At 73.7% G+C, this 24,195-nt stretch carries 26 protein-coding genes and 1 pseudogene; 8 read left to right on the top strand and 19 right to left on the bottom strand.

The genetic code is table 11. The annotated features are described in order from the left end of the window. Window positions 1-15 precede the first annotated feature (15 nt). The 3 genes from ACFY8W_RS32500 to ACFY8W_RS32490 all read right to left on the bottom strand — a co-directional run bounded on the left by ACFY8W_RS32500 (window position 16) and on the right by ACFY8W_RS32490 (window position 2,665). The gene (locus ACFY8W_RS32500; RefSeq protein ID WP_391113099.1) at window positions 16-1,056 is read right to left on the bottom strand and encodes an EamA family transporter; all 1,041 of its coding nucleotides are present in this window, start codon (window positions 1,054-1,056) and stop codon (window positions 16-18) included. Between the two features lie 217 nt (window positions 1,057-1,273). Then, window positions 1,274-1,972, bottom strand: coding sequence for a helix-turn-helix domain-containing protein (locus ACFY8W_RS32495; RefSeq protein WP_391113097.1), 699 nt, complete (start codon window positions 1,970-1,972; stop codon window positions 1,274-1,276). Window positions 1,973-1,990: 18 nt separating this feature from the next. After that, window positions 1,991-2,665: a TetR/AcrR family transcriptional regulator C-terminal domain-containing protein gene (locus ACFY8W_RS32490; protein WP_391113387.1), complete on the bottom strand. Its 675-nt coding sequence runs from the start codon at window positions 2,663-2,665 to the stop codon at window positions 1,991-1,993. A gap of 120 nt (window positions 2,666-2,785) precedes the next feature. On the opposite strand from ACFY8W_RS32490, the gene ACFY8W_RS32485 reads away from it, so the two are divergent. The 3 genes and pseudogenes from ACFY8W_RS32485 to ACFY8W_RS32475 all read left to right on the top strand — a co-directional run bounded on the left by ACFY8W_RS32485 (window position 2,786) and on the right by ACFY8W_RS32475 (window position 4,914). Continuing rightward, complete coding sequence (locus ACFY8W_RS32485) at window positions 2,786-3,937, top strand: acyl-CoA dehydrogenase family protein (protein WP_391113095.1); 1,152 nt, start codon at window positions 2,786-2,788, stop codon at window positions 3,935-3,937. 60 nt (window positions 3,938-3,997) lie between these two features. Beyond that, window positions 3,998-4,213 (top strand): annotated as a pseudogene (locus ACFY8W_RS32480) (YiaA/YiaB family inner membrane protein); the annotation flags it as partial. A gap of 74 nt (window positions 4,214-4,287) precedes the next feature. Next, complete coding sequence (locus ACFY8W_RS32475; RefSeq protein ID WP_391113093.1) at window positions 4,288-4,914, top strand: TetR family transcriptional regulator; 627 nt, start codon at window positions 4,288-4,290, stop codon at window positions 4,912-4,914. On the opposite strand, the gene ACFY8W_RS32470 is transcribed toward ACFY8W_RS32475, so the two are convergent. Then, window positions 4,905-5,366 carry a MaoC/PaaZ C-terminal domain-containing protein gene (locus ACFY8W_RS32470; RefSeq protein WP_391113091.1) on the bottom strand — a complete coding sequence of 154 codons (462 nt, stop codon included), beginning with the start codon at window positions 5,364-5,366 and terminating at the stop codon, window positions 4,905-4,907. The two genes, ACFY8W_RS32475 and ACFY8W_RS32470, sit on opposite strands and share 10 nt — an antisense overlap. 103 nt (window positions 5,367-5,469) lie before the next feature. On the opposite strand from ACFY8W_RS32470, the gene soxR reads away from it, so the two are divergent. Further along, a complete protein-coding gene (soxR, locus tag ACFY8W_RS32465; protein WP_391113089.1) occupies window positions 5,470-5,934 on the top strand; it encodes a redox-sensitive transcriptional activator SoxR in 465 nt (154 codons plus the stop codon). A gap of 56 nt (window positions 5,935-5,990) precedes the next feature. On the opposite strand, the gene ACFY8W_RS32460 is transcribed toward soxR, so the two are convergent. Further along, on the bottom strand, window positions 5,991-7,064 hold the full coding sequence (locus ACFY8W_RS32460; protein ID WP_391113087.1) for an RNA ligase (ATP): 1,074 nt from the start codon (window positions 7,062-7,064) through the stop codon (window positions 5,991-5,993). Between the two features lie 153 nt (window positions 7,065-7,217). On the opposite strand from ACFY8W_RS32460, the gene ACFY8W_RS32455 reads away from it, so the two are divergent. Then, entirely contained in the window at window positions 7,218-7,955 is a 738-nt protein-coding gene (locus ACFY8W_RS32455; protein WP_391113085.1) for a hypothetical protein, read from the top strand. Here ACFY8W_RS32455 and ACFY8W_RS32450 read toward each other — a convergent pair. The 5 genes from ACFY8W_RS32450 to ACFY8W_RS32430 form a co-directional block, all read right to left on the bottom strand. After that, complete coding sequence (locus tag ACFY8W_RS32450) at window positions 7,901-8,620, bottom strand: 3-keto-5-aminohexanoate cleavage protein (protein ID WP_391113083.1); 720 nt, start codon at window positions 8,618-8,620, stop codon at window positions 7,901-7,903. The genes ACFY8W_RS32455 and ACFY8W_RS32450 overlap by 55 nt on opposite strands. Continuing rightward, on the bottom strand, window positions 8,620-9,228 hold the full coding sequence (locus ACFY8W_RS32445; protein WP_391113080.1) for a hypothetical protein: 609 nt from the start codon (window positions 9,226-9,228) through the stop codon (window positions 8,620-8,622). The genes ACFY8W_RS32450 and ACFY8W_RS32445 overlap by 1 nt, the downstream gene beginning before the upstream one ends. Window positions 9,229-9,525: 297 nt before the next feature. Continuing rightward, window positions 9,526-10,770 (bottom strand): serine-threonine protein kinase, encoded by a 1,245-nt coding sequence (locus tag ACFY8W_RS32440; RefSeq protein ID WP_391113077.1) that lies wholly within the window; start codon window positions 10,768-10,770, stop codon window positions 9,526-9,528. A 71-nt stretch (window positions 10,771-10,841) separates the two neighbouring features. Beyond that, the gene (locus tag ACFY8W_RS32435) at window positions 10,842-12,239 is read right to left on the bottom strand and encodes an erythromycin esterase family protein (protein WP_391113075.1); all 1,398 of its coding nucleotides are present in this window, start codon (window positions 12,237-12,239) and stop codon (window positions 10,842-10,844) included. A 205-nt stretch (window positions 12,240-12,444) separates the two neighbouring features. Continuing rightward, window positions 12,445-13,701 (bottom strand): exo-beta-N-acetylmuramidase NamZ domain-containing protein, encoded by a 1,257-nt coding sequence (locus tag ACFY8W_RS32430; protein ID WP_391113072.1) that lies wholly within the window; start codon window positions 13,699-13,701, stop codon window positions 12,445-12,447. A gap of 198 nt (window positions 13,702-13,899) precedes the next feature. On the opposite strand from ACFY8W_RS32430, the gene ACFY8W_RS32425 reads away from it, so the two are divergent. Genes ACFY8W_RS32425 through ACFY8W_RS32415 form a run of 3 tightly spaced genes read left to right on the top strand, consistent with a single transcriptional unit; the run spans window position 13,900 to window position 16,987 of the window. Beyond that, the gene (locus tag ACFY8W_RS32425; protein ID WP_391113069.1) at window positions 13,900-14,664 is read left to right on the top strand and encodes an SDR family NAD(P)-dependent oxidoreductase; all 765 of its coding nucleotides are present in this window, start codon (window positions 13,900-13,902) and stop codon (window positions 14,662-14,664) included. Further along, complete coding sequence (locus ACFY8W_RS32420; protein ID WP_391113066.1) at window positions 14,661-16,346, top strand: AMP-binding protein; 1,686 nt, start codon at window positions 14,661-14,663, stop codon at window positions 16,344-16,346. The genes ACFY8W_RS32425 and ACFY8W_RS32420 overlap by 4 nt, the downstream gene beginning before the upstream one ends. 47 nt (window positions 16,347-16,393) lie before the next feature. Then, complete coding sequence (locus ACFY8W_RS32415; protein WP_391113384.1) at window positions 16,394-16,987, top strand: TetR family transcriptional regulator; 594 nt, start codon at window positions 16,394-16,396, stop codon at window positions 16,985-16,987. Window positions 16,988-17,181: 194 nt separating this feature from the next. Here ACFY8W_RS32415 and ACFY8W_RS32410 read toward each other — a convergent pair whose 3' ends face one another. The 9 genes from ACFY8W_RS32410 to ACFY8W_RS32370 all read right to left on the bottom strand — a co-directional run bounded on the left by ACFY8W_RS32410 (window position 17,182) and on the right by ACFY8W_RS32370 (window position 24,140). After that, the gene (locus tag ACFY8W_RS32410; RefSeq protein ID WP_391113063.1) at window positions 17,182-18,396 is read right to left on the bottom strand and encodes an acyl-CoA dehydrogenase family protein; all 1,215 of its coding nucleotides are present in this window, start codon (window positions 18,394-18,396) and stop codon (window positions 17,182-17,184) included. Between the two features lie 6 nt (window positions 18,397-18,402). Continuing rightward, window positions 18,403-19,455, bottom strand: a complete 1,053-nt coding sequence (locus ACFY8W_RS32405; protein ID WP_391113060.1) for a phosphotransferase — start codon at window positions 19,453-19,455, stop codon at window positions 18,403-18,405. A 157-nt stretch (window positions 19,456-19,612) separates the two neighbouring features. Next, window positions 19,613-20,524: an MBL fold metallo-hydrolase gene (locus tag ACFY8W_RS32400; RefSeq protein WP_391113057.1), complete on the bottom strand. Its 912-nt coding sequence runs from the start codon at window positions 20,522-20,524 to the stop codon at window positions 19,613-19,615. 99 nt (window positions 20,525-20,623) lie between these two features. Then, window positions 20,624-20,920 carry a hypothetical protein gene (locus ACFY8W_RS32395; RefSeq protein ID WP_391113055.1) on the bottom strand — a complete coding sequence of 99 codons (297 nt, stop codon included), beginning with the start codon at window positions 20,918-20,920 and terminating at the stop codon, window positions 20,624-20,626. Window positions 20,921-21,231: 311 nt separating this feature from the next. Next, the gene (locus ACFY8W_RS32390) at window positions 21,232-21,564 is read right to left on the bottom strand and encodes a DUF202 domain-containing protein (RefSeq protein WP_391113052.1); all 333 of its coding nucleotides are present in this window, start codon (window positions 21,562-21,564) and stop codon (window positions 21,232-21,234) included. Beyond that, window positions 21,561-21,956, bottom strand: a complete 396-nt coding sequence (locus ACFY8W_RS32385) for a YidH family protein (RefSeq protein WP_384416195.1) — start codon at window positions 21,954-21,956, stop codon at window positions 21,561-21,563. The genes ACFY8W_RS32390 and ACFY8W_RS32385 overlap by 4 nt, the downstream gene beginning before the upstream one ends. A 9-nt stretch (window positions 21,957-21,965) precedes the next feature. Continuing rightward, on the bottom strand, window positions 21,966-22,481 hold the full coding sequence (locus ACFY8W_RS32380) for an NUDIX domain-containing protein (protein WP_391113049.1): 516 nt from the start codon (window positions 22,479-22,481) through the stop codon (window positions 21,966-21,968). 228 nt (window positions 22,482-22,709) lie between these two features. Then, window positions 22,710-23,483 carry a glucose 1-dehydrogenase gene (locus ACFY8W_RS32375; RefSeq protein ID WP_391113046.1) on the bottom strand — a complete coding sequence of 258 codons (774 nt, stop codon included), beginning with the start codon at window positions 23,481-23,483 and terminating at the stop codon, window positions 22,710-22,712. Window positions 23,484-23,510: 27 nt separating this feature from the next. Continuing rightward, window positions 23,511-24,140: a TetR family transcriptional regulator gene (locus tag ACFY8W_RS32370; protein ID WP_391113042.1), complete on the bottom strand. Its 630-nt coding sequence runs from the start codon at window positions 24,138-24,140 to the stop codon at window positions 23,511-23,513. Window positions 24,141-24,195: the final 55 nt, after the last annotated feature.

The raw sequence follows: 24,195 nt of genomic DNA, 5'->3' as shown, positions 1-24,195 counted from the left end.
GCGACGGGCGGGGGGCTACTCGGTACCGGCGGCGGGCTTCGTGACGGTCCGCGGCCGGGACCGGGACACCGCCACTCCCGCCAGGCACAGCGCGCCGCCGCCGAGCGTGAGCAGTCCCGGCAGCTCGCCGAGGAGCACCCAGGCCATCAGGACCACCAGGGCCGGCACGGCGTAGGTCGTCGCGCCCATCCGCCCCGCGGTCGTACGGGCCAGGGCGTAGGCCCAGGTGGTGAAGGCCAGCGCGGTCGGGAACACGCCGAGGTAGACCATGTTGAGCGTCGCCGACAGCGGTGCCCGGCCCGCCTCCTCGACCAGCTGCCCGGCGAACGGCAGACAGGCCACCGCCCCGATCGCGCAGCCGAAGGTCGTCACCTGGAGCGCGCTGGCGTGGGCGAGCGCCGGCTTCTGGGAGACGACGCCACCCGCGTACGCGACGGCGGCGAGCAGGCACAGCACCACGCCGAGCACCGAGGCGTGCCCCTCGCCGGAACCGGCCGACATCGACAGGCCGACCGCGACGGCGCCGGCGAAGGACACCGCCATGCCGGCCAGCAGCCGCGGCGGCAGGGACTCCTTGAGGAACCGGGCGCCGAGCAGGGCGATCAGGATCGGGCCGATGTTCACGACCATCGCGGCCGTACCCGCGTCGACCTCCTGCTCGCCCCAGTTCAGGACCACCATGTAGACCCCGAACCACAGCAGCCCGGACGTCACGATCCCGGGCCAGGCGGCCCGCGGCGGCAGGCCCTCGCGCCGTACCAGCAGGACGGCGCCGAGGACCAGGGCGCCCGCGAGGAGCCGGCCGAGGGCGAGGGCGCCGGGGGAGTAGGCGGCACCCGCGCTGCGGATGGAGACGAAGGCGGATGCCCACAGGACGACGGTGACGGCCGCCGCGGCGAGCGCGAGGCGCGAGGTACGGCTGGGCGCGCCCGGCGGACCGACAGAAGCACCGGAGGGGGCGGGAGAGGCGGAGGAGGCGGGAGAAGCGGGGGAAGAGCCGGAGGAGGAACTCGAGGAGGAAGCGGACGAGGCGGCGGAGGTCGGCTGGTTCGGCATGGCACGACCGTAGGGCGCGGACCGTTCGGCGGTCACCGCAATATCGCGGACGCCGGGCCGGGCCGCCGCACCACCACGCGAGGCGCCGGGCCAAGCCGCCGCACCACCACGCGAGGCGCCGGGCCAAGCCGCCGCACCACCACGGCGGACGCCGGGCCACCACCACGGCGGGCGCCGGGCCAAGCCACCGCTCCACCACGCGAGGCGCCGGGTCGGGTCACCGGAGTGCCGTCGGCTCGATGCCGAGCGCCGCGTGCAGCGCCCGTTCCCCGTCCGGCGTCACCTTCACCGCCCGTTCCGAGCCGATCCGTACGCACCAGCCCGCGTCCAGCGCGTGCCTGCACAGAGCCGCGCCCGCGAGCCCCGCGAGGTGCGGCCTGCGCTCGGTCCAGTCGAGGCAGCCGCGTGCGAAGGGCCGCCGCCCCTTCCCCGGTACGAGCGGGACGCCCAGGCCCTCGAACCAGGCCAGGCCGCCGTCGGTGAGCGCGAACCCGGTGTCCTGGCGCAGCAGTCCGCGTGCGGTCATCGCATCGGTGATCGCGATGCCGAGCCTCCCGGCGAGGTGGTCGTAACAGGTCCGCCCGCGTGCCATGGCCTGCCCGGCGCTCGCGGCCCGCAGGTTCCGCGGCGCCTCGGGCACGGCCGGCTCGGCGCGGGCGGCCAGGTCCTCGACGAGGTGCGCGATCCCGGGGTCGGCGAGCCGTACGTAACGGTGCCTGCCCTGCCGCTCCTCGGTGAGCACCCCGCCGGCGACGAGCTTCCCCAGGTGCTCGCTCGCGGTGGACGGCGCCACCCGCGCGTGCCGGGCCAGCTCCCCGGCGGTCCAGGCCCGCCCGTCGAGCAGGGCGAGCAGGAAGGCGGCGCGGGTCTCGTCGGCGAACAGGGCGGCGAGCGCGGCGAGGTCTTTGGGAGCCATGCCGTCAGGGTGCCGCACTCACGCTTCGGTCGTGGCCGAAGTGTCCTGGACCCCCGCCTCGTACTGCATCGCGAGCCCGTCGAGCAGTGCCCGCAGTCCCGTCTCGAACGCGCTCTCGTCGACCTGTTCGCGGCGCTCCGCGAGCAGGTGGGCCTGGCCGAGGTGCGGATAGTCGGCCGGGTCGTACGCGGTCTCGTCGTCGACGAAGCCACGGGCGAAGGAGCCGAGCGCGGAGCCGGTGATGAAGTAGCGCATCAGGGCGCCGATGCGGGTGGCCTGGGCCGGTGGCCAGCCGGCCCGGACCATCGCGCCGAAGACCGCGTCGGCGACCTTGAGGCCGGCCGGGCGGCGGCCCGGGCCCTGGGCGAGCAGCGGTACGAGGTTCGGGTGGTCGGTGAGCGCGGCGCGGTAGGAGACGGCCCAGTCGTGCAGGGCGGTGCGCCAGTCGCGGGAGTCGTCCGGAGCGAACATCGACAGGTCGACCTTGGCGCTGACCCCGTCCGCGACCGCGTCCAGGATCTCGTCCTTGGTCCGGAAGTGGTTGTAGAGCGAGGGGCCGCTGACGCCCAGTTCGGCAGCGAGGCGCCGGGTGGAGAGGGCGGCGAGCCCCTCGGCGTCCACGAGTGCTCCCGCCGTCTCGACGATGCGGTCTCGGCTGAGGAGGGGCTTGCGCGGGCGGGCCATGGCGCACATAGTAGGCGGGAGCAAGAAAACTAGCAGTGGTAATTAAAGTGGGGCGGTCAAGCCGGGACGGCGGCCTGTCGTGGGCGGGCCGGTTCCGGCGGCCGCCGGTCGGCGGCGGAAGGCGGCGCGATGAACCTGGAGCTCAGCGAGGAGCAGGAGGCCGTACGGCAGCTCGCACGGGACTTTGTCGCGCGCGAGGTCGCCCCGCACGTCGTCGCGTGGGACCGCGCCGAGAACGTCGACCGGGCGATCGTGAAGAAGCTCGGTGCCGTCGGCTTCCTCGGCCTGACGATCCCCGAGGAGCACGGCGGGTCCGGCGGCGACCACCTGTCCTACTGCCTCGTCACCGAAGAGCTCGGCCGCGGCGACTCCTCGGTCCGCGGCATCGTCTCCGTCTCGCTCGGCCTCGTCGCCAAGACCATCGCCTCCTGGGGCGACGAGGAGCAGAAGCGCACCTGGCTGCCCCGGCTCGCCTCCGGTGAGGCCGTCGGCTGCTTCGGCCTCACCGAGCCCGGCACCGGCTCCGACGCCGGGAACCTCGCCACCCGGGCGGTCCGCGACGGCGACACGTACGTGATCGACGGCGGCAAGACGTTCATCACCAACGGCACCTGGGCCGACGTCGTGCTGCTCTTCGCCCGCACCGGCGCCGCGCCCGGCCACAAGGGCGTCTCCGCCTTCCTCGTCCCCGCCGACACCCCCGGCCTGACCCGCCGCGCCCTCCACGGCAAGCTCGGCCTGCGCGGCCAGGCCACCGCCGAGCTGGTCCTGGAAGGCGTCCGCGTGCCGGCGAGCGCGATGCTCGGCCCGGAGGGCAAGGGCTTCTCCGTCGCCATGTCCGCCCTGGCCAAGGGCCGGATGTCGGTCGCGGCCGGCTGTGTCGGCATCGCCCAGGCCGCCCTCGACGCGGCGGTGCGGTACGCGGGGGAGCGCGAGCAGTTCGGCAAGCCCATCGCCTCGTACCAGCTCGTCCAGGAGCTGATCAGCGACATCGCCGTCGACGTCGACGCGGCCCGGCTGCTCACCTGGCGGGTCGCCGACCTCGTCGACCGCGGCCGGGACTTCGCCACCGCCGCGTCCAAGGCCAAGCTGTACGCCTCCGAGGCCGCCGTGCGCGCGGCGAACAACGCCCTGCAGGTCTTCGGCGGGTACGGCTACATCGACGAGTACCCGGTCGGCAAGCTGCTCCGGGACGCCCGCGTCATGACGCTGTACGAGGGCACCAGCCAGATCCAGAAGCTCATCATCGGCCGGGCGCTGACGGGCGTCTCGGCGTTCTGAGTACCCGCTGAGTACGAGGGCGGATGTGGCGGGGGCCACATCCGCCCGATGCTGTCCCGCATGAGCGACCCACTCGTCAAACAGCAGCAGAACACCGCCGCCTACTACGTGCAGGCGGTCGTCTCCTTCGGCCTCGCCCTCCTGGCCGTGACCGTCGGGATCTACAAGCTCGACGCCAGCGCCTGGGTCCGCGCCTTCCTCGCGGTGGCGGTCCTCTACCTCACCACCTCCGCCTTCACCCTGGCCAAGGTCGTCCGTGACCGGCAGGAGCTCGGCACCCGCAATCTCTAAGCGCTTGCTCACCGGCGTTGTATGGTGTTCGTCCCTGACGGCCCGAGGAGGAGTGTGCGATGAGCGCGGCGGAGGAGACGCCCGGCGGCGAGGACATGCCGTGGGGCGAGGTGACGCCCGAAGCCGCCCGGCGCCTGCTGGTCGCGGCCGTCGACGCGTTCGCCGAGCGCGGCTACCACGCCACCACGACCCGGGACATCGCGGGCCGGGCCGGCATGAGCCCGGCCGCGCTCTACATCCACTACAAGACCAAGGAAGAGCTGCTCCACCGGATCAGCCGGATCGGCCACGACAGGGCCCTGGAGATCCTGCGGGCCTCCGCCGACGGTCCGGGCCCGGCGGCCGAGCGGCTCGCGGACGCCGTCCGCTCCTTCGTCCGCTGGCACGCCGAGCGGCACACCACCGCCCGGGTCGTGCAGTACGAGCTCGACGCCCTCGGCCCCGAGCACCGCACCGAGATCGTGGCGCTGCGCCGCGAGTCGGAGGCGACCGTGCGGCGGATCCTCAACGAGGGCGTGGCGGCGGGGGAGTTCGACGTCCCTGACGTGGCCGGCACCACGGTCGCGGTGCTCTCCCTCTGCATCGACGTCTCGCGCTGGTTCAACACCCAGGGCCGCCACACCGCCGACGAGGTCGGCGCGCTCTACGCCGACCTCGTGCTGCGGATGGTCGGCGCTCAGAAGTAGTAGCGGGAGACCGACTCCGCGACGCAGACCGGCTTGTCGCCGCCCTCGCGCTCGACGGTCACCGTCGCCGTGACCTGCACCCCGCCCCCGGCCTCCGTCACCTCGGTGAGGACGGCGGTGGCGCGCAGCCGCGAGCCGACCGGCGCGGGAGCGGGGAAGCGGACCTTGTTCGTGCCGTAGTTGAGGCCCATCTTCATGCCCTCGACCCGCATGATCTGCGGCACCAGGGTCGGCAGCAGGGAGAGCGTCAGATAGCCGTGGGCGATCGTCCTCCCGAACGGGCCGGCCGCGGCGCGCTCCGGGTCGACGTGGATCCACTGGTGGTCGCCCGTGGCCTCGGCGAACTGGTCGATCCGCTTCTGCTCGATCTCCAGCCACTCGCTGTGCCCCAGCTGCTCGCCGACCCCGGCGCGCAGCTCGTCGGCGGACGTGAAGATCCTCGGCTCGGCCATGTTCCCGCTCCCTCTCAGGTGGAAGTGTCTAAGCGCTTGCTCAGCATGTGCGGCGAGAGGTCTCCTGTCAACGGAACAGGCCCCCTCACGTAGGCTCGGACGAGTGCCGCAGATTCCCGAGAAGATCCACGAACTGACCGTCGGCCAGCTGTCCGCGCGCAGCGGGGCGGCCGTCTCGGCCCTGCACTTCTACGAGGCGAAGGGCCTGATCACCAGCCGCCGTACGAGCGGGAACCAGCGCCGCTACGGTCGCGACACCCTGCGCAGGGTCGCCTTCATCCGCGCCGCCCAGCGGGTCGGCATCCCGCTCGCCACCGTCCGCGACGCACTCGCGCAGCTCCCCGAGGAGCGCACCCCGACCCGCGAGGACTGGGCCCGGCTGTCGGGGACCTGGCGGGCCGAGCTGGACGAGCGGATCAAGCAGCTCGGCCGGCTGCGGGACCACCTGAGCGACTGCATCGGCTGCGGCTGTCTCTCCCTCGAGAACTGCGTGCTGTCCAACCCCGACGACGTGTTCGGCGAGCGGCTCACCGGCTCGCGCCTGCTGCCCGAACGGCGGGAGGCATAGGAACAGGGGCCCGCCACCCCCGTGGGCGGGCCCCTGTTCGGCTCGGCAGGCGGGCGTCACTCGTACTCGGTGCCGCCCTTGCGGGTCAGATAGGCCGGGCTGACCGCCTTCGCTATCGCGCGTCCGCCGACGACCGGGCTGTACCGCTCGGTCACCGGGCGGATCACCACGCCCTCGCGCAGGTGCAGCTCACTCCCGGACACCGTCTCCCGGCCGCTCGCGAGGACGAGGACGGTGTCGAGGTCGTACGGGCCGGTGAACAGCCGTGGTACGAGCGGCAGTTCGCCCGGCTCGAGCACCTCGGCCGGATCCAGCCACCGCACCTGCCCGTCGATCTCGGCGGACAGGTCGAACAGCGCGAAGCCGACACCCTCCTCGGCGCGGGCGTTCGCCCCGTACGCCAGGTCCTGCACCCCAGCGCCGTACACCTCGCCGAACAGGCCGACGCGCCGGGCGCCGAGGCGGGCGGCGAGCCGGGCCGCGACGGCGGACAGGCCGTGGCCGTGGACGGCGCGCCAGTACAGGTTGCGCGGGTCCTCCTTCAGCGCCAGGCCCTTCGCGCCGAAGCCCTTGGACGAGACGACGGTCCGGTCCTCCTCGGCGAGATAGGTGACGAGGCAGGCCGTGCCGTGCAGCTTCTCGGTGAGGACCACCGGCTCGCCCGGCTCGAAGACGTCCGGGAAGCGGTGCAGGTTCTCGATGTCCACCCACGGCAGCAGATCCGGCGCCGCCTCCACGTCCCCGCTCATCGTCGGCGGGATCGGCGGCGCCCACTTCGTGATCCCGAGCAGCTCCGCGAAGTCCGTGCCGTCCTCCGCCGCCTGCTTCAGGTCCACCCCGTCGAGCGCCTTCGGCCGGCACACCAGTCCCTGCGACAACTCCCCTCGCAGCCGTACCGCCTTGACCCGGTCCGAGGCCTTCCCGGCGAGCCGGCCGGTCAGCCCCAGCTCCTCGACGAGCGCGGCGGGCAGCACGGCCTGTTCCGGAATGTAGACCGCCACGTCGCCCGTCCGGTAACTGCCCTTCGCGACGACCGCCCGGTAGAGGCCGACCTGCGCGAGTTCGAGCGCGTCGGCGTTGGGATGGTCGTGGACGGTCAGGGTCTCGGCGGTGACGCGCAGCGTGGACATTCAGGACTCCGGTCGGTCGGTGGGTTTCCCGTGTGTGGTCATCGCCGCACACTCTGACGGCTCCCAATTCCACTGGGCGAACGGTTTGTCGGCTGGTAGCGTCGCTCTCTTCGCCGGGCGTCGACCCGGCGGAGTCCCGTCAGGACCGTCGCCGTGCCCGATACGCCGCTCCCTCCCGCCCTCGCCGCCGCCCTCCGGCACGTCGAGGAGGTCTTCCGCGGCATGACCGCGAGCCCCGACGGGTGCCTGCACTGCTACGGCGCCGAGGAGTTGGCGCTGCTCGCGACACCCGACGTCCGGCTGGACGACGACCTGCTGCGGATGATGTGCCACGAGGCGCCCGACATCTTCGGCGACCATCCGGCCGTGATGCGCCGTCTGGTGCCGCAGTTCCTCGCGTTCGTGGCCGGTGGGCGCTTCGACGGCGCCGGGTACCAGCCGACGGGCCTGGGCCGCACCGCGTGGTGGAGGTGGCCCCCGGAGCAGGCCGGTGCCGTCGACGCGTTCCTCTCCGTCTGGTGGGCCGAGACGCTGGCCACACCCGATCCCGACCCCGACGTACAGACGGTCTTCCAACTCTGCGCCGACATGCGCCAGTCGGTGACGCCGATGCTCGACCATTGGGCAGCCTCGCGGCCCGGGGGGACGCAGGAGCGTCACCTGGCGGAGTGGGTGGACCGGTGGATCGACGACCTGCTCAGCGACTACGGCACGTCGCTCTCCCCCTGGTTCCCGGACCCCCTCGTCGAGCTCCAGACCTGGCTCCTCCGGCACGCCTCCCACCTCGACCCACGGGTCCCGCTGCTCGCGCTGCCGTACGACGAGCGGTGGCTCGTCTACGACGAGACGGTCGCCGCGGCGGGCTCGGCGAGGGCCGCCGAGACCAGCTGAGCGTTGGAGCGGGCCGGCGTGCCGTCCGGGAGCAGCAGGGTGTCCTCCAGTCCCGTGCGGGCGGCCAGGCCCAGCCGGCGGGCGAGCCGGAAGAGCGGCCAGGCCGCGCCGTCGCGGCCGTGGAGCAGGACCGGGCGGCCGTGCGGCGAGCGGGCGAGCGTCGCGAGGAGGGCGAGTGCCGCCTCCTCCGACGCGGCCTCGGCGAGGACCCGCGGCACGCGCGGGGCCGGCGAGGAGCGCAGGAAGCGCGCCGGGCCGTCGGTGCCCTGGCGCAGGACCGCGTCCACGGCGACGCCCCGGTCGAGCAGGGCCGTCGCGAGGGCCTCGGCGCCCGGCTCGTGCCAGGCGACCGTCGCCCGGTCCGGCAGCACCGTCCAGGACCGCACCCGGGCGAGCCTGCGCACCGGGTCGGGCTCCGCGCGGGCGCCGGTCGTCACCCCCACCGGTACGTCGCCGCCCACGGCCGCGCGGATCGCGGTGAGCGTGTCCGCGAGCACCCGCGGCGAGAGCGTGTCGCTGCCGCAGGGCGTCCTGGGGTGGACGTGCACCTCGTCCGCGCCCGCGGCGACCGCCGCGGCCGCCGCCTCGGCCATCGCGACCGGGGACATCGGCACTCCGGCCGCGTCCCCGGGCCCGCGGCCCCCGTTGAGACACACCTGGAGCATCAGGCCACCGACGCCAGCCGGGACACGTCACCGCGGGTCCTGGCCAGGGCCCGGGGCGTCAGCACGCCCCGCGGTATCAGCACCCCGCAGTCCTCGCACACCGGCCCGAACCACGGCTCGTCCCGCAGCTCCGACCGCCACTCGATGCGCGGGCCCGCGCACACCGGGCAGTGCTCGCCCGGGCCGCTCCGCAGCGCTTCCACCAGCCGTCCGACCACCTCCGGCAGCGGCTCCGAGGGATGGCGCGCCGGGTCGTCGCAGCGGGCCACCCCGTTGCCGCCCCAGATCCTGCGGTGCCACTCGTCGAGCCCGCCCGGCCGGCGCAGCCCGCCGTGTTTCTCGCGCCGCCGCCGCTCGGCGAACTCCTTCTCGTACGCGAGCCACACCGAGCGGGCCGCCTCCAGTTCGTCGAGCGCGGCCACCAGGCGGTTCGGATCCGCCTCCCGGTCCTCGGGACCGAATCCGTGCCTACGGCACAGATGGTCCCAGGTCGCCCGGTGACCGTAGGGCGCGAACCGCTCCAGGCACTTGCGCAGCGAATACCGTCGCAACGCCGTGTCGCACCCCGGATCGCGGACCTGTCTCGCGAGACTCCGGAACCCGGCCATCGTCTGCCACCTCCGTCGCTAGCACTCCGGCGATATGAGAGGGACGAACGAGCGGCGCTTCCTGTTCCATCGACGGGCGGATGGCAGCCATCCGGACACCGAAGCCCGGTCATCCGGACACTGATGCGGTCATCCGGACGCCGATGCCCGGTCATCCGGACAGGGGTGTCCGGTCATCGGCCGACCGGCTGGGGCGGTCGCGGGCGGACGGGCGGACGGACGGGCGGATGGGCGGACGGGGGACGGGAGACGGGGGGCGGGGGGATGAGGGGACGGGGGGATGAGGGGACGGGGGCGTCAGTTGAAGCGGCCGGCCCGGGCCACCACCCGGGCCAGTTCCTCGTGGCAGATGTCGCTGTGTTCGGCGACGACCTGTGACGCGTCCACGCTCACGCAGCCCGAACCCGGCAGCCCGTCCCGCAGCACGGCCCCGAGCGTGCGGGCGGCCGTGCCCGGGACGGCCTGGACGCCGTCGTAGCCGACGGCCCACCAGCGCCGGTCGTCGCCGAGCAGCGACTCGTCGTCACGGGCGAGCCGGGAGGCCAGCGGGTAGAAGACCCTCAGCGCCGTGTCGTGGTGCGAGTGGCAGGCCACCAGCGGGCCGTCGACCCGGCCCTGGAGCCCGCCGAGCGAACCCCGCCGGCCCTGGTCGTGCGGGAGCCGGTCCGCGAAGGCGTAGTGGGAAAACGCGCCCTGAAGCAGCGTCACCGACTTCACGTTGCGGACGCCGGGAGGCAGCCCGCGCAGGCCGTGCGAGACGAGCCGGGCGCCGAAGCTGTGGCCGACGAGATGGACGCGCAGCTCCGGCGCCCGGCGTGCCAGGTCACCGAGCAGCGGGCCGAGACCGCGCTCGCCGACGACGCCCGCCCGGCGCTTCATCGTGAAGTACGTCGCCTGGCGGAGCGCCTCCTTCGCGCCCCGCCACAGCCGCTTGACGCGGTCGCCGCCGAACAGCGACTCGGCGCCGACGGCCGCCACCAGGCCCGCCGCTGCCGACGCCGCGGCGTCGTGGACGCCGGCCTCGGCCGCCGTCCCGGCCTCGTGGGCGTCGGCGAACATCGTGTACACCGTCAGCGGATCGGCCACCAGGAACGCGGGCACCTCGGTCGCGACCAGACCTTCCCCGGCGGTGCCCGTCAGCTCCCTCAGCAGTCCCGCGAACTCGGCGAACGCCGCCTCGTCCGCCGGCTCCTCCGCGAGCAGCTCCGCGATGCGGGCCACCGTCGCCGCCCGGCCGGGGACGACCGCCACCAGCGCCGGGTAGTCCGGAACCCGTTCGTCCGAGAACATCATCGACGGCCAGACCAGGCCCGCGTACCCGAGCCGCGTCGCGCCGCCCGTCACCCCGGGGAAGGGGGCGAAGAAGCGGTCGAAGAGGCCGCTCGCGACCGCGCGCGAGTTGTTCCAGCCGTGCGTGAAGAGCACCAGGTCCGTGCAGCCCCGGCGGGCCAGTGACGCGAGCGCGTCCGCCTGGCCCGCCGGGCCGTCGCCGTCCTTGTCGAAGTCCACCTCGCGGTACGGCTCGACACTCGTCACCGTCATGGGCCCGTCCCTCCGCGCCGAGGTACGCCGTTGGCACCGGGATTCTGCCCGGGCCGGGGGACGGCCAGTCGTCAGCCGAGCAGGCGCGCCGCCGAGATCTCCGGGAAGTGCATCACCGCGTCGTACGAGGCGGCGAGCCGCACCGGTGTCGTGTCATCGGCCCAGGGGTACACGGTGCCGATCGCCCGGGTCGGCCGGGCCCCGCCCAGCCACTCCCGCGCGGCCGGCGTGGCCGTGCGCAGGTCGATCAGGAAGGGGCGCGGCGCGACCCGGTCCAGGACGTGCTCGTTGCTGTCCGGCCCCAGCCGGCTTACGGAGAACACCCGGACCGGCTCGCCCGGCGTCCCGGCGTCGTGCGCGTTGAACGAGCCCCGCCCGAAGGCGGCCCCGACCGTCACGTAGTCCCGGCCGAGAGCGTCCCGCAGGAAGGCGCCCTGGGTGCGCGGGTAGTGCTTCGGCATCGTCGTCTCGTAACCGACGTGCCCGTTGTGCGCGGACAGCACCATCCGGTCGCCGGTGTGCCGCTGCCACCACACGGTGTTCTCGGCCATGATCCGGTCGCGGTAGAGCATGGCCTCGCCCACGTGCTCCTCCGAGGTGAGGTCGTACGAGTACTCCGTGCCGACCTGGGCGATGGCCCGGGCGTGCTGCACCGCCCACGTGTGCGCCTCACGGGCGGCGCGGTCCCGCCCGGCCGGCTTCTGCCGCTCCAGCAGGGCGAGGGCCCGGTTCACGTCGGCCGCCATCGCCCGCCGTTCGGCGAGCGGCCTGACCAGGTAGGCGTTCATCCAGCCGTCGACGTCGCCGCCGGCCGGCCGGGAGGCGCGGTACAGCTCGTGGAAGCGGGGGAGCAGCTCAGGCCGCGTCCGGGCCACGTGGCCGGTGACCTCGTCGAAGAGGTTCGGGCCCGCGTAGCCGAGGTCGTTGCCCATGAAGCGCACCTGGTGCTGCGGGTGGCGCAGGTTGTGCCGCCGCATCCAGGTGAACAGGTCCAGGTACTCCTCGGTGTTCCAGAAGGCGTACGCGTTCTGGAACTCGTCCCGCATGATCTTCCGGATGTCGCCCCTGCCGAACCGCACGTAGTCGTCGACGAGCAGGCCGGTGCTCCAGTTGGCCTCCAGGGCGAAGGTGGTGAACCCCTGCTCCTCCACGAGCCGTTCGAACATCCGGTGCTTGGCCTCGAAGAACTCGGCCGAGCTGTGCGTGGCCTCGCCGATGCCCACCACCTTCGCCGAGCCCACGATCCGCTCCAGGGTGCGGGCGTCGCTCAACGGGCGTGCGGTGACAGCGAGTTCCCTGGCGGGATCGGTGTTGTCGGCCTCCCGCGGCTGGGCGGCCGGTGCCGCCCGCGCGGCCGGGGCCGCGGGGGCGGCCGGCGCGGCCTGGGCGGCCGGGGCGAGCAGGCCCACGCACAGGGCGGCGAGGAGGGCGCCGAGGGGACGGCGGTGACGCCGTAAGGAAGTCTTCATGATCCGATCCTCGGCTCCGGAGACCGCGCCGGCCCATCCCGGCGGCCCCCGGACCGGAGGGGGGACAACCCCCGTACGGGGACGGCTTCCCTCGTACGGGGACGACCCTGCCCATGGGTTGCCCCTTGGGGTTGCCCCTGCCCATGGGCTGTCCCTTCCCTGGTGGTGCCCCTGTCCTGGGACAACCCCGGCCCGTGGGCGGGTTCTAGCGGTACATCAGGTACTCCCGTCGCACGGCCCGGAACGCCGCGAGGTCCGTCTCCCAGGCGGCGACCACCTCGTCCGCCGTCGCGCCCGCGTCGATCAGCGTGCGCACGCGGGTCGAGCCGGTCAGCTTGTCGATCCAGTTGTCCGCGCGCCACGCGAAGCCGCTCCAGCTGCGGCGCGCGGTGACGAGGAGCGCGATCCCGGTCCGCACCGGGTCGAAGACCTCGCGGTCGTGCACCATCAGCTGCACACCGCCGACGGTCTTCCCCTGGAACTTCGAGAAGGTCGGCGCGAAGTACGCCTCCCGGAAGCGGACGCCCGGCAGGTCCAGCGCGTTCGCGGCCTCCGCCCACCGGCCGTCGATCCCCTCCGCGCCGAGCAGCTCGAACGGGCGGGTGGTCCCGCGGCCCTCGGACAGGTTGGTGCCCTCGAAGAGGCAGGTGCCCGAGTACACGAGCGCGGTGTCGGGCGTCGGCATGTTCGGGCTCGGCGGCACCCACGGCAGACCGGTCGCGTCGAAGAAGTCGTCGCGCCGCCAGCCGCTCACCGCGACCGTCTCCAGCGTCACCGGCTTCGCCAGGAACTCGCCGTTGAACAGCCGGGCCAGCTCCGCCACCGTCATCCCGTGCGCCTGCGCGATCGGCTCGCGGCCCACGAAGGTCGCGAACGCCCGGTCCAGGACGGGGCCGAGCGCGGCCCGCCCGGTCACCGGGTTCGGCCGGTCGAGGACGACGAAGCGCTTGCCCGCGAGCGAGGCCGCGACCATGCAGTCGTAGAGCGTCCAGATGTACGTGTAGAAGCGGGCGCCCACGTCCTGGATGTCGAACACGACCGTGTCCACGCCCGAGGCGGTGAAGACGTCCGCGAGCGGCTGACCGCTCTTCAGGTACGTGTCGTAGACGGGAAGTCCGGTCGCCGGGTCGTCGTAGCGGCCCTCCGAACCACCGGCCTGGGCGGTGCCGCGGAAGCCGTGCTCGGGGCCGAATACGGCGACCAGGTCGACGCGTTCGTCGGCGTGCATCACGTCCACGACGTGCCGGGCGTCCGCGGTGATGCCGGTCGGGTTGGTGACCACGCCGACCCGCCGGCCGGCGAGCTGCGCGTAACCGTCGGCGGCGAGCCGCTCGAAGCCGGTGCGCACCCGGCGGCCCCGGCCGGGCGGCGCGTCGGCGGCGGCCGGTCCGGCCCCCGCCGTCACCGCCGCCGCGCCGAGCGCTCCGCTCGCGGCCAGCAGTCCCCGTCTGGACAGGCTCATGAAGAAACCTCCTTGATCGCCTTCCGTGACATGCCCACGCACGCTAACGCCGCGGAGCCCGCCACGGAACGAGGCGTACCGCCACGTCCTGTCCCCAGGGCGGCCGGCCTCGGCGGGGGAGGGCGCTCCGCACCCTTCCCCGGCTCCATACCGACCGGTTAGTCTGCCCGCACAGCCGTGAGCGAGAGGTGGGCCGGGATGAGTTCGGTGCAGGGTGCGGGAGTGGTCGTCACGGGAGCGGGAGGCGGTATCGGGGCCGCGCTCGCCAGGCGCTTCGCCGCCGAGGGCGCGCGCGTCGTCGTCAACGACCTCGACCCCGGCCGCACCAAGGCCGTCGCCGACGAGATCGGCGCCCTGGCCGTGCCAGGCGACGCCTCCGCCGTCGTCGAGGAGGCCCGCGAGGCGCTGGGCGGCACCGTCGACGTCTGGTGTGCCAACGCCGGACTCGCCTCGCCCGGCGACGCCTTCGCCGACGAGGACGTGTGGGCGGCCGCCTGGGACGTCAACGTGATGGCCCACGTCCGCGCCGCCCGCGCCCTGCTGCCCGACTGGCTGGAGCGCGGCGGCGGCCGCTTCGTCTCGACCGTCTCCGCCGCCGGACTGCTCACCATGGTCGGCGCCGCCCCGTACAGCGTCTCCAAGCACGGCGCGTACGCCTTCGCCGAATGGCTCTCGCTCACCTACCGCCACCGCGGCCTCAAGGTCCACGCCATCTGCCCGCAGGGCGTGCGCACGGACATGCTCACCGCGGCCGGATCGGCCGGCGAGCTGGTGCTCGCGCCGACCGCCATCGAGCCCGAGGACGTCGCCAACGCGCTCTTCGACGCCATGGCCGCCGACCGCTTCCTCGTCCTGCCGCACCCCGAGGTGGCCGACTTCTACCGGGCCAGGGCCGCCGACCCCGAACGGTGGCTCGGCAACATGAACCACATCCAGCGGAAGTGGGAAGGAGCGGGCGCATGACCGACACCGACGCCGGCAACGGCTCGATCTACGCCGCCAGGCCCTGGCTTGGCCGGCTCAGCGAGGCCCAGCGGGCGCCGATCGATCCCCCGCCCACCCTCCTGCACGCCTTCCGGGCCGCTGTCGCCCGCACGCCCGGGCATCCCGCCCTCGCCTACTTCGACGGCCGGATCACCTACCGCGAGGCCGACGCCCTCTCGGACTCCGTCGCCGGCCACCTCGCCGCCCGCGGTGTCGAGCGCGGCGACCGCGTCGCGGTCATGTTGCAGAACAGCCCGCACTTCGTCCTCGCCCTGCTCGGCGCGTGGAAGGCCGGCGCCACCGTCGTCCCGCTCAACCCGATGTACAAGTCGGCCGAGGTCGGTCACGCCCTGCGCGACTCCGGCGCCCGCGCCGTCGTCTGCTCCGACCGCGCCTGGGCCGGTCACGTGCGCGACGCCGCGGCCGGCACCGGCGTCGCCGTCGTCCTCACCGCCGACGAGCGCCAGCTCCAGACCCGCGACGACCCGCGCGTCCTCGGCTTCGCACCCGACCCCGGCGCCACCGGCACCGCCACCGACGCCGACGACCTCCTCGCCGTCGCCCGCGCCGGCCACCCGGCACCCGCGGACCGCGAGCTCACCACCGACGACATCGCCCTGATCAGCTACACCTCCGGCACCAGCGGCACGCCCAAGGGCGCCCTCAACCTCCACCGGGGCCTCGTCCACAACGCCGAACGCCAGCGCACCGGCCACCCGGTGCCGCCCGGCGCCGGCTACTTCGTCCTCGCCCCGCTCTTCCACATCACGGGCCTCGTCTGCGAGCTCGGCGCCTGCTTCGCCAACGCCGGCACCCTCGTCCTCGCCTACCGCTTCGAGCCCGGCGTCGTCCTCGACGCCTTCCTGGAGCACCGGCCCGCCTACACCGTCGGCCCGTCCACCGCCTTCATGGCGCTCGCCGCCCACCCGGCCGCGACGCCCGACCACTTCTCGTCCTTCCTGGTCGTGTCGTCCGGCGGCGCGCCCGTCCCGCCCGCGCTCGTCGAGAGGTTCCGCGCCGGCTTCGGCCCGTACCTGCGCAACGGCTACGGCCTCACCGAGTGCACCGCGCCCTGTGCCGCCGTACCGCCGGAGCACGAGGCGCCCGTCGACCCGGTCTCCGGCACCCTCTCGGTCGGCGTGCCGGGACCGGACACCGTGGTCCGCATCCTCGACGAGGACGGCGCCGAGGTGCCCTTCGGCACGCACGGCGAGATCGCCGTCCGCGGCCCGCAGGTCGTCCCCGGCTACTGGGGGCTGCCCGAGGCCACCGCCGCCGCCTTCCCCGACGGGGAACTGCGCACCGGCGACATCGGCTTCATGGACGAGGACGGCTGGCTGTACGTCGTCGACCGCAAGAAGGACATGATCAACGCCTCCGGCTTCAAGGTCTGGCCGCGGGAGGTCGAGGACGTCCTCTACACCCACCCGGCCGTCCGCGAGGCCGCCGTCGTCGGCGTCCCGGACGCCTACCGCGGCGAGACCGTCAAGGCCTACGTGAGCCTCCGCCCGGGCGCCGTGGTCGAGCCCGGCGAGCTCTCCGACTACTGCGAGCAGCGGCTGGCCGCGTACAAGTACCCGCGCGAGGTCGAGATCCTGCCGGAGCTGCCCAAGACGACAAGTGGGAAGATCCTCAGGCGGGACCTGCGGTCCCCGAAGTGAGCACCAGCAGCACGAGCGGCACCAGCATGAAGGAAAGGCGGCCCAGCATGGCCAGGACGACGGACGGGAACGGCACCCCCGTCCCCCAGAGGCTCCTCGCCGCCGCCACCCGGCTCTTCGCCGAGCGGGGGTACGACCGGACCTCCGTCCAGGAGATCGTGGAGGCGGCGGGCGTCACCAAGGGCGCCCTCTACCACTACTTCGGTTCCAAGGAGGACCTGCTCCAGGAGGTCTACGCCCGGGTGCTGCGCCTCCAGCAGGAGCGGCTCGACGCCTTCGCGGACGCCGACGCGCCGATCGGGGACCGGCTGCGCGGCGCCGCCGCCGACGTGGTCGTCACCACGATCGAGAACCTCGACGACGCGGCGATCTTCTTCCGCTCCATGCACCACCTGAGCCCGGAGAAGAACAAGCAGGTACGGGCCGAGCGGCGGCGCTACCACGAGCGGTTCCGGGCGCTGATCGAGGAGGGCCAGCGGGCCGGGGTGTTCTCCGACGCCACGCCCGCCGACCTGGTGGTGGACTACCACTTCGGCTCGGTTCACCACCTGTCGACCTGGTACCGCCCGGACGGGCCCCTGACCCCGCAGCAGGTCGCCGACCACCTCGCCGACCTGCTGCTGCGGGCCCTGCGCCCGTAGGGGGGCGGGTACTCGCCCGTACGGGCAGCAGTCGAGCCCCCGGGGCGGACGCCCCGGCCCGGGTCGGCCTCGCCGCGCCGACGCCCAGGAACGAGCCGCTGCTGACGCCGTGCATGTCGGCCGCGGCGGACATGCCGGTCACGCAGGGCGGGTACACCCTGCGCGACCGGCGTGCCTGAGCGGTACGCGCCCCGTCACAGGTACTTCTTCAGCTCCCGCCGGGCCAGCGAACGCTGGTGCACCTCGTCAGGGCCGTCCGCGAGCCTGAGGGTGCGGGCCGCGGCCCACAGCTCGGCGAGCGGGAAGTCCTGCGAGACGCCGCCGGCGCCGTGCACCTGGACGGCCCTGTCGATGATGTCGACGACCGCGCGCGGCGTGGCGATCTTGATCGCCTGGATCTCCGTGTGCGCGCCCCGGTTGCCGACGGTGTCCATCAGCCAGGCCGTCTTCAGGACGAGCAGCCGCAGCTGCTCGAGCGTCACCCGGGCGTCCGCGATCCAGTTCTGCACCACGCCCTGCTGGGCGAGGGCCTTGCCGAAGGCATGGCGGGACACGGCCCGCCGGCACATCAGCTCCACGGCCCGCTCGGCCATGCCGATCAGCCGCATGCAGTGGTGGATGCGGCCCGGCCCGAGGCGGGCCTGGGCGATGGCGAAGCCCCCGCCCTCCTCGCCGACCAGGTTCGCGGCGGGGACCCGGACGTCGTCGAACACCACCTCGGCGTGGCCCCCGTGCGAGTGGTCCTCGTAGCCGTACACCTGCATCGCACGCCGCACCTCGACGCCGGGGGTGTCGCGCGGGACCAGGATCATCGACTGCTGGCGGCGCGGGTCGGCGCCGTCGGGGTCGGTCTTGCCCATGACGATGAAGATCCTGCAGTCGGGGTTCATCGCCCCGGAGATGTACCACTTGCGCCCGCTGATGACATACGAGTCGCCGTCCCGCCGGATCCGGGTCTCGACGTTGGTGGCGTCGGAGGACGCCACCTCGGGCTCGGTCATGGCGAAGGCCGAGCGGATCTCGCCCGCGAGCAGCGGCTCCAGCCACTGCTTCTTCTGCGCCTCGTCGCCGAACTGGGCGAGCACCTCCATGTTCCCGGTGTCGGGGGCCGCGCAGTTGAGGGCGGTGGGCGCGAGGTGCGGGCTGCGGCCGGTGATTTCGGCGAGCGGCGCGTACTGGAGGTTGGTGAGCCCGGCGCCGTGCTCCTCGTCGGGCAGGAAGAGGTTCCACAGGCCCTGGCGGCGGGCTTCCGCCTTCAGGTCCTCGACGACCGGCGGGGTGTCCCACGGCGAGGCGAGCGCGGCCCGCTGCTCCTCGGCGACGGCCTCGGCCGGGTACACGTGCTCGTCCATGAAGGCGAGGAGCTTCGCCCGCAGTTCCTCGGTGCGGGCGTCGAACGCGAAGTCCATGACGGATCAGCCTTCCTGGGGTTCCTGGGGTCCCTGCAGAGTGGTGAGGCCGTGTTCGATGAACACGGGGACGAGCTCGCCGATCCGGTCGAAGCCGGCGCCGACGGTCTGACCGAGGGTGTAGCGGTAGTGGATGCCCTCGAGGATCACGGCGAGCTTGAACCACGCGAAGGCCGTGTACCAGGAGAGGGCCCCGACGTCCCGGCCGGAGCGCTCGGCGTACCGGGCGATCAGCTCGGCGGTGCTCGGGTGGCCCGCTGCCGTCGCGGTGGTGGACACGGGGGAGTCCGGCACCTCCAGCGGCGTGCTGTACATGACCAGCAGGCCGAGGTCGGTGAGCGGGTCGCCGAGGGTGGACATCTCCCAGTCCAGGACCGCGTGGATGCGGTCGTCCGCACCGATCAGGACGTTGTCGAGGCGGTAGTCGCCGTGGATCACGGTGGGGGCCGGGGACGCGGGCAGCTCGCGGCTCAGCGCGGCGTGCAGCTCGTCGATGCCGGGCAGCTCGCGGCCCCGGGACGCGGCGAGCTGCTTGCCCCAGCGGCGCAGCTGCCGGTCGAGGAAGCCCTCGGGCCGGCCGAAGTCCGCGAGCCCGACGTCGGCCGGGTCTACGGCGTGCAGGTCCACCAGGGTGTCGACCAGGCCGAGGACGGCCGCGCGGGTGCGCTCGGGGCCCAGCGGGGCCAGCTCGGCGGCGGTGCGGTACGGGGTGCCCTCGACGAAGTCCATCACGTAGAACGGCGCTCCGAGCACCGACTCGTCCTCGCACAGCAGCACCGCCTCCGGCACCGGCACGGCGGTGGGGCCCAGGGCGCTGATCACGCGGTGCTCGCGCCTCATGTCGTGCGCGGTGGCCAGGACGTGGCCGAGCGGCGGGCGGCGGACGACCCATCGGGTGGTGCCGTCGGTCACGACGTACGTGAGGTTCGAGCGGCCGCCCTCGATCAGCCGGGCGGTGAGGGGGCCCGTGACGAGGCCGGGCCGCTCGCGGTCGAGGTGACGGCGCAGCCGCTCGGGGTCGAGGCCGGGTGGCGGGGAACCGGGCGGGGTGGTGGTCATACGGGCGTACCTCCGGGGTCGGCGTCGCCGTTCATGATGACCGACCAGTCGGTATGTCGTCCAGGGCCTGCCCTCCTGAACCGCCGGCCGGGCCCGGCCGGTCCGGGCGCCCTGGCCGCTGATCCGCCCGCCCCGGTCCCTGAACCGCCGGCCGGGCCTACGCGTGGCAGGCCACCGGCACCCCGCCGTTCATCGCCGCCATGTCCCCGAACACGGCCGCCGGGTCCAGCGGGTGACCTTCCGGCAGGCCTTCCAGCTCCGCGTACGCGCGGTGCAGGTTGGCGACCAGCCGCTCGCTCTCCTGCCATGCGGCGAACTCGCCCAGGTCGGCGCGGCGCGCCGTCTCCAGCGGCGTCGCGCCCCTGGCGTGGCCCTCGGCCGCGAGCTCGCTCACCCAGCGCAGATAGCGCTCGGTCGTGTCGTACGCGGACGGGTCGGTCACCCGGCCGTGGCCCGGCACCACCGTGGACGCGTCCAGCGAGCGCAGCAGTCCGAGCGCGCGCAGCGAACCGGCCAGCGAGCCCATCGGCAGGAACGGCGTACCGCCGTGGAAGATCAGGTCTCCGGTGAACACCACGCCCTGCTCGGGCAGGTGGACGATCGAGTCACCGGTGGTGTGCGCGGGACCCGGGTGGATCACCCGCACCTCGGTCCCGCCGACGTACAGCGTCAGGCGGTCCCCGTACGTGAGGTCCGGCGGCAGGATCTCGACCTCGCCGAAGTCGGTCTGCGGCCACAGCAGATGGAGCTGCCGCCCGGCGGCCAGCTGCTCGGCACAGCAGTTGTCGTGCCCGACGATCCGGGCCTCCGGCCGGAACACCCCGTTGCCGTAGGTGTGGTCGCCGTGGTGGTGGGTCGAGACGATCGTGCGCGGCAGGGCGAGGCCCGCGTCGACCACGGCCGCGCGCAGCAGCCTGGCCCGGCGCTCGGTGGCGGCGGTGTCGACGAGCAGCGACTCGCGGTCGTCGCCGACGAAGCCGGCGTTGTTGAGGCACCAGCCCCCGTCGGGCTGGACGAAGGCGTGGACGTTCGGCGCGACGGCGACCACGTACGGATCGGTGGCAGACAAAGGGAATCCCCCGGTTGAGAGCCCGACTTGACGGGGCTGGACGGGGGAAGCGTGCCAGCAGCTCCCGCTCCGGGGGAAGTCGGTCCGCCGCCCGTGCGCCTAGTGGTCGTCCCAGTGGTTGCCGTGCGCCGCGTGCCGGTGCCCGTCGTGCAGGTAGTCGACGTGGTCGCCGTGCTCCACGCCGGTGTGTCCGCAGTCCGGCCCGTGCGTGTGGTCGGGATGGGTGTGCGGGACGTGGGACGTGGGCTCGCACTCGTCCCAGTGCCCGGCGTGTTCGCGGTGCAGATGACCGTCGTGGGCGTAGTCGACGTGGTCCCGGTGCGTGACGGCGGTGTGTCCGCAGGACGGGCCGTGGGAGTGCGCGTGGGTGGGGTGCTCATGATGGACAACGGTCATGGCTCCGCCTCTGGCAGGGATCGGCTGTCAACCTCAGGCTAGTCCGGAATGTCCGGCAGGGCAGATTCGGGCGGTTTGGGCAGATGGCAGACGGATGAGATGGATGGGACGGATGGGACGGGGGAGGCGAGTGAGGCGGGGGAGGCGAGTGAGACGGGAGAGGCAGGGGAGGTGAGTGAGGCAGAGGAGGCGGAAGGGGGCAGAAGAGGCGGAAAGGGGCGGAAGAAGCCGGTCAGGCCTGCCCCGGACCACGGCGGGGCGGCGCGCCGAGCTCCGCACCTCGGCCCACGGCGGGGCGGCGCGCCGCTCCCTCAGAGCAGCACCCCGACCGCGAAACCCGCGAAGGCCACCGTGCACACCGCCGCGAGCAGCGCGCCCCGGCGCGACAGCGCCTGCGGCCTGGCCGCCTCAAGGGACCGGATCCGGCGGTGCCCCACCGCGAGGAACCCGATCCACACCAGCGCCGAGAGGCCCGCCGCGACCAGCCCGGGCGCCGTCACGTCGTCGTGGATCGCCTGCTTGCCCGCCAGCACGGCCACCACCGTGGCGGACAGGGTGGTGCGCCGCCAGGCCAGCCGGGTCCGTTCCGGCTGCAGCCCGGGGTCCCGGTCCGCCGTGGCGGCCCCGGCCCCGTCGCCGGTCATCGCCCGGCCCAGCCGAAGACGACGACCACCACCATCGCGAGCGCGACCACCGCCACCGCGAGGCTCAGGACCGTCGGGAAGCGGGACACGGGCAGGTCCTCGCCGCGCCGCATGGCCCGCTCGCAGCGCACCCAGTGGTTGACGGCGCGCAGCGCGCACAGCACGCCGGCCGCGAGCAGCGCGAGCGCGAGTCCCACGCGGACGCCCCAGCGCAGGTCCGGCAGGAACTGGTCCACGGCGAAACCGCCGCCGATGAGAGCGAGCGCGGTCCGGATCCACGCGAGGAAGGTCCGCTCGTTGGCCAGCGAGAAGCGGTAGTCGGGGGTCTCGCCCTCCTCCCGGAGGCGCCGCGGCGCGAACCACAGCCGCAGGCTCTGCACGAAGTCGCTCACGCGGGCACCCTAACGGCCCCGGTGCGCGAGCAGCCGCTCGTAGGCGGCGAGCCCGTCCGGCACCCACTCCCACTCGGCGAGCCGCGCCGTCAGCTCGTCCTCCGGCAGGAAGGCGTGCCAGGCCACCTCCTCCGCCTGCGGGTTCACCGGCAGGTCGCACCGCACCTCGTACACGGCCGACCACCACTTGCCGGCGGTGCCCCCGGAGTCGTACAGGAACGTGAAGAGGTGCCGGGGCCGGGGCAGTCCGGACACACCCAGCTCCTCCTCGGCCTCGCGCAGCGCGGCGTCGTCGTAGGACTCACCCGCGCCGAGGACACCGCCGACGAACATGTCGTACAGGGACGGGAAGACCAGCTTGGTCGGCGTCCTGCGGTGCACGAAGATCCGGCCCTCGGCGTCCCGCACCTGGATGAAGGCGCAGCGGTGGACCAGGCCCCGCGCGTACACCTCACCGCGCGGTGCCCGCCCCACCACCTGGTCGTTCTCGTCGACGACGTCGAGTACTTCGTCAGAGGCGCTCATGCGCCCATGAAATCACCGAAGCCGCCGCCGGCCGTTCACTGGCCCACGACCTGTGCCACCGGCCCGCGACGTACGCCACCCGCCCGCGCCCGTCACCGGTCCACGACGTACGCCACCCGCCCGCGCCTACGTCACCGGTCCACGCCGACGCCACCCGCTCACGCCACCGGTCCACGTCCACGCCACCGGCCCTCGCCGACGCCACCGGCCCTCGCGTCCGCGCCGACGTCACTGCCCCATGACGTACTTGACCGTCGGACCGGTGGTCCAGCCGCCGTCGACGGCCAGCTCGGCGCCCGTCACGTACGAGGCGGCGTCGGAGAGCAGGAAGACCACGGCGCCGGCGATCTCGTGGGCCTCGCCGACCCGGCCCATCGGCGTGTTCGGGTACTTGCCCTCGCCCTTCTCGATGCCCACGGAGGCGGTCATCGGGGTGTACGTCATGCCCGGGTGGACCGAGTTGACGCGGATGTTCGAGGTGCCGAGCTCGACCGCGCCGATCTTCGTGAGCCCGCGCACGCCCCACTTGGAGGCGCCGTAGCCGGCGGTGAGGGCCAGGCCCATCAGGCCGGCGGCCGAGGAGATGTTGACGATCGAGCCGGCGCCGGCCTCCTTCATGGCCGGTACGGCGGTCTTCATGCCGATGAAGGCGCCCGTCAGGTTGATGTCGAGGACCTTGCGGAAGTTCTCGACGGACTCGGTCTCCAGGAAGGCGCCGCTCGCTATGCCCGCGTTGTTCACCAGGCCGTGCAGCCCGCCGAACTCGGCGACCGCGTGGGCGACGGCCGCCGCCCACTCCTCCTCCGAGGTCACGTCGTGGTGCAGGAAGCGGGCCCGCTCGCCGAGCTCGGCCGCGGTCGCCTTGCCCTCCTCGTCGAGCACGTCGGTGATCACGACGTTGGCGCCCGCGGCCACCGCCTGGCGTGCCGCCTCGGCGCCCAGGCCGCGGGCGCCGCCCGTGATGAGCACGGTCTTGCCGGTGAGGTCGTAAGCGTCGTTCATGGGGGTCCCTTCGGGGAGCTTCGGTCTTCAGACGCTCCGGGGCCGCGCGGCCCGGAGAAGCGCGGTGGTCGTCTCGACCAGGTCGGCGAGGAAGAGCGGTTCGCCGGTGAGCGGCTCGGCGCCGTGGAGGTACTGCCGGGCCCGGTCCGCCATCGCGGCGCCCACGACGGTCAGCGCCAGGTCGAGCCGCTCCAGGCGGAGCGGCTGGGGCAGCCCGTCGGCGGCGAGACGGGCCTCGATCCGCTCGATGAGCCGCCAGTAGCAGGTGCCGGCGAGCGTGGGGTGCGGGGTGCGGGTGCGGACGCCGCTCTCGTGGCTGAGCTGCGCGGAGATCCGCAGGCAGCGCCGGCCGCGGTCGGTGCGCAGCTCGCTCGCCTCCGCCGTGACGAGCGCCGCGACCAGGGCGTGGGTGTCGTCGGCGGCGGCGTCGAGGAGCGGGGCGAGCACCTGCTCGGTGCGGACCTGACGCCCGGCCATGACGGCGTCGAGCAGTCCGGCGCGGGAGCCGAAGTGGTACTGCACGGCGGACGGGTTGCCCTGTCCCGCGAGGGAGACGATGTCCCGCAGCTGGGCGCCGTCGACGCCCTGCGCGGCGAAGATCTCCTCGGCCGCGCGGATCAGTTTCTCCCGGGTCTCGGGCCCTGACGTCCTTGCCATGTCACTCATATTAATGCTCGACATTAGAAAGCGGGAGGGCTCGCGGAGGGCCGGA

This window comes from Streptomyces sp. NPDC012637 (assembly GCF_042954805.1).
In the GTDB taxonomy this organism is placed as follows: domain Bacteria; phylum Actinomycetota; class Actinomycetes; order Streptomycetales; family Streptomycetaceae; genus Streptomyces.
This window is presented reverse-complemented; position numbering and strand designations above follow the sequence as displayed.

Coding starts and splice junctions, on each gene's coding strand:
- ACFY8W_RS32500 (WP_391113099.1), bottom strand. CDS start 1,056: ATGCCGAACCAGCCGACCTCCGCCGCCTCGTCCGCTTCCTCCTCGAGT.
- ACFY8W_RS32495 (WP_391113097.1), bottom strand. CDS start 1,972: ATGGCTCCCAAAGACCTCGCCGCGCTCGCCGCCCTGTTCGCCGACGAG.
- ACFY8W_RS32490 (WP_391113387.1), bottom strand. CDS start 2,665: ATGTGCGCCATGGCCCGCCCGCGCAAGCCCCTCCTCAGCCGAGACCGC.
- ACFY8W_RS32485 (WP_391113095.1), top strand. CDS start 2,786: ATGAACCTGGAGCTCAGCGAGGAGCAGGAGGCCGTACGGCAGCTCGCA.
- ACFY8W_RS32475 (WP_391113093.1), top strand. CDS start 4,288: ATGAGCGCGGCGGAGGAGACGCCCGGCGGCGAGGACATGCCGTGGGGC.
- ACFY8W_RS32470 (WP_391113091.1), bottom strand. CDS start 5,366: ATGGCCGAGCCGAGGATCTTCACGTCCGCCGACGAGCTGCGCGCCGGG.
- ACFY8W_RS32460 (WP_391113087.1), bottom strand. CDS start 7,064: ATGTCCACGCTGCGCGTCACCGCCGAGACCCTGACCGTCCACGACCAT.
- ACFY8W_RS32450 (WP_391113083.1), bottom strand. CDS start 8,620: ATGCTCCAGGTGTGTCTCAACGGGGGCCGCGGGCCCGGGGACGCGGCC.
- ACFY8W_RS32445 (WP_391113080.1), bottom strand. CDS start 9,228: ATGGCCGGGTTCCGGAGTCTCGCGAGACAGGTCCGCGATCCGGGGTGC.
- ACFY8W_RS32440 (WP_391113077.1), bottom strand. CDS start 10,770: ATGACGGTGACGAGTGTCGAGCCGTACCGCGAGGTGGACTTCGACAAG.
- ACFY8W_RS32435 (WP_391113075.1), bottom strand. CDS start 12,239: ATGAAGACTTCCTTACGGCGTCACCGCCGTCCCCTCGGCGCCCTCCTC.
- ACFY8W_RS32430 (WP_391113072.1), bottom strand. CDS start 13,701: ATGAGCCTGTCCAGACGGGGACTGCTGGCCGCGAGCGGAGCGCTCGGC.
- ACFY8W_RS32425 (WP_391113069.1), top strand. CDS start 13,900: ATGAGTTCGGTGCAGGGTGCGGGAGTGGTCGTCACGGGAGCGGGAGGC.
- ACFY8W_RS32420 (WP_391113066.1), top strand. CDS start 14,661: ATGACCGACACCGACGCCGGCAACGGCTCGATCTACGCCGCCAGGCCC.
- ACFY8W_RS32415 (WP_391113384.1), top strand. CDS start 16,394: ATGGCCAGGACGACGGACGGGAACGGCACCCCCGTCCCCCAGAGGCTC.
- ACFY8W_RS32410 (WP_391113063.1), bottom strand. CDS start 18,396: ATGGACTTCGCGTTCGACGCCCGCACCGAGGAACTGCGGGCGAAGCTC.
- ACFY8W_RS32405 (WP_391113060.1), bottom strand. CDS start 19,455: ATGACCACCACCCCGCCCGGTTCCCCGCCACCCGGCCTCGACCCCGAG.
- ACFY8W_RS32395 (WP_391113055.1), bottom strand. CDS start 20,920: ATGACCGTTGTCCATCATGAGCACCCCACCCACGCGCACTCCCACGGC.
- ACFY8W_RS32390 (WP_391113052.1), bottom strand. CDS start 21,564: ATGACCGGCGACGGGGCCGGGGCCGCCACGGCGGACCGGGACCCCGGG.
- ACFY8W_RS32380 (WP_391113049.1), bottom strand. CDS start 22,481: ATGAGCGCCTCTGACGAAGTACTCGACGTCGTCGACGAGAACGACCAG.
- ACFY8W_RS32375 (WP_391113046.1), bottom strand. CDS start 23,483: ATGAACGACGCTTACGACCTCACCGGCAAGACCGTGCTCATCACGGGC.
- ACFY8W_RS32370 (WP_391113042.1), bottom strand. CDS start 24,140: ATGGCAAGGACGTCAGGGCCCGAGACCCGGGAGAAACTGATCCGCGCG.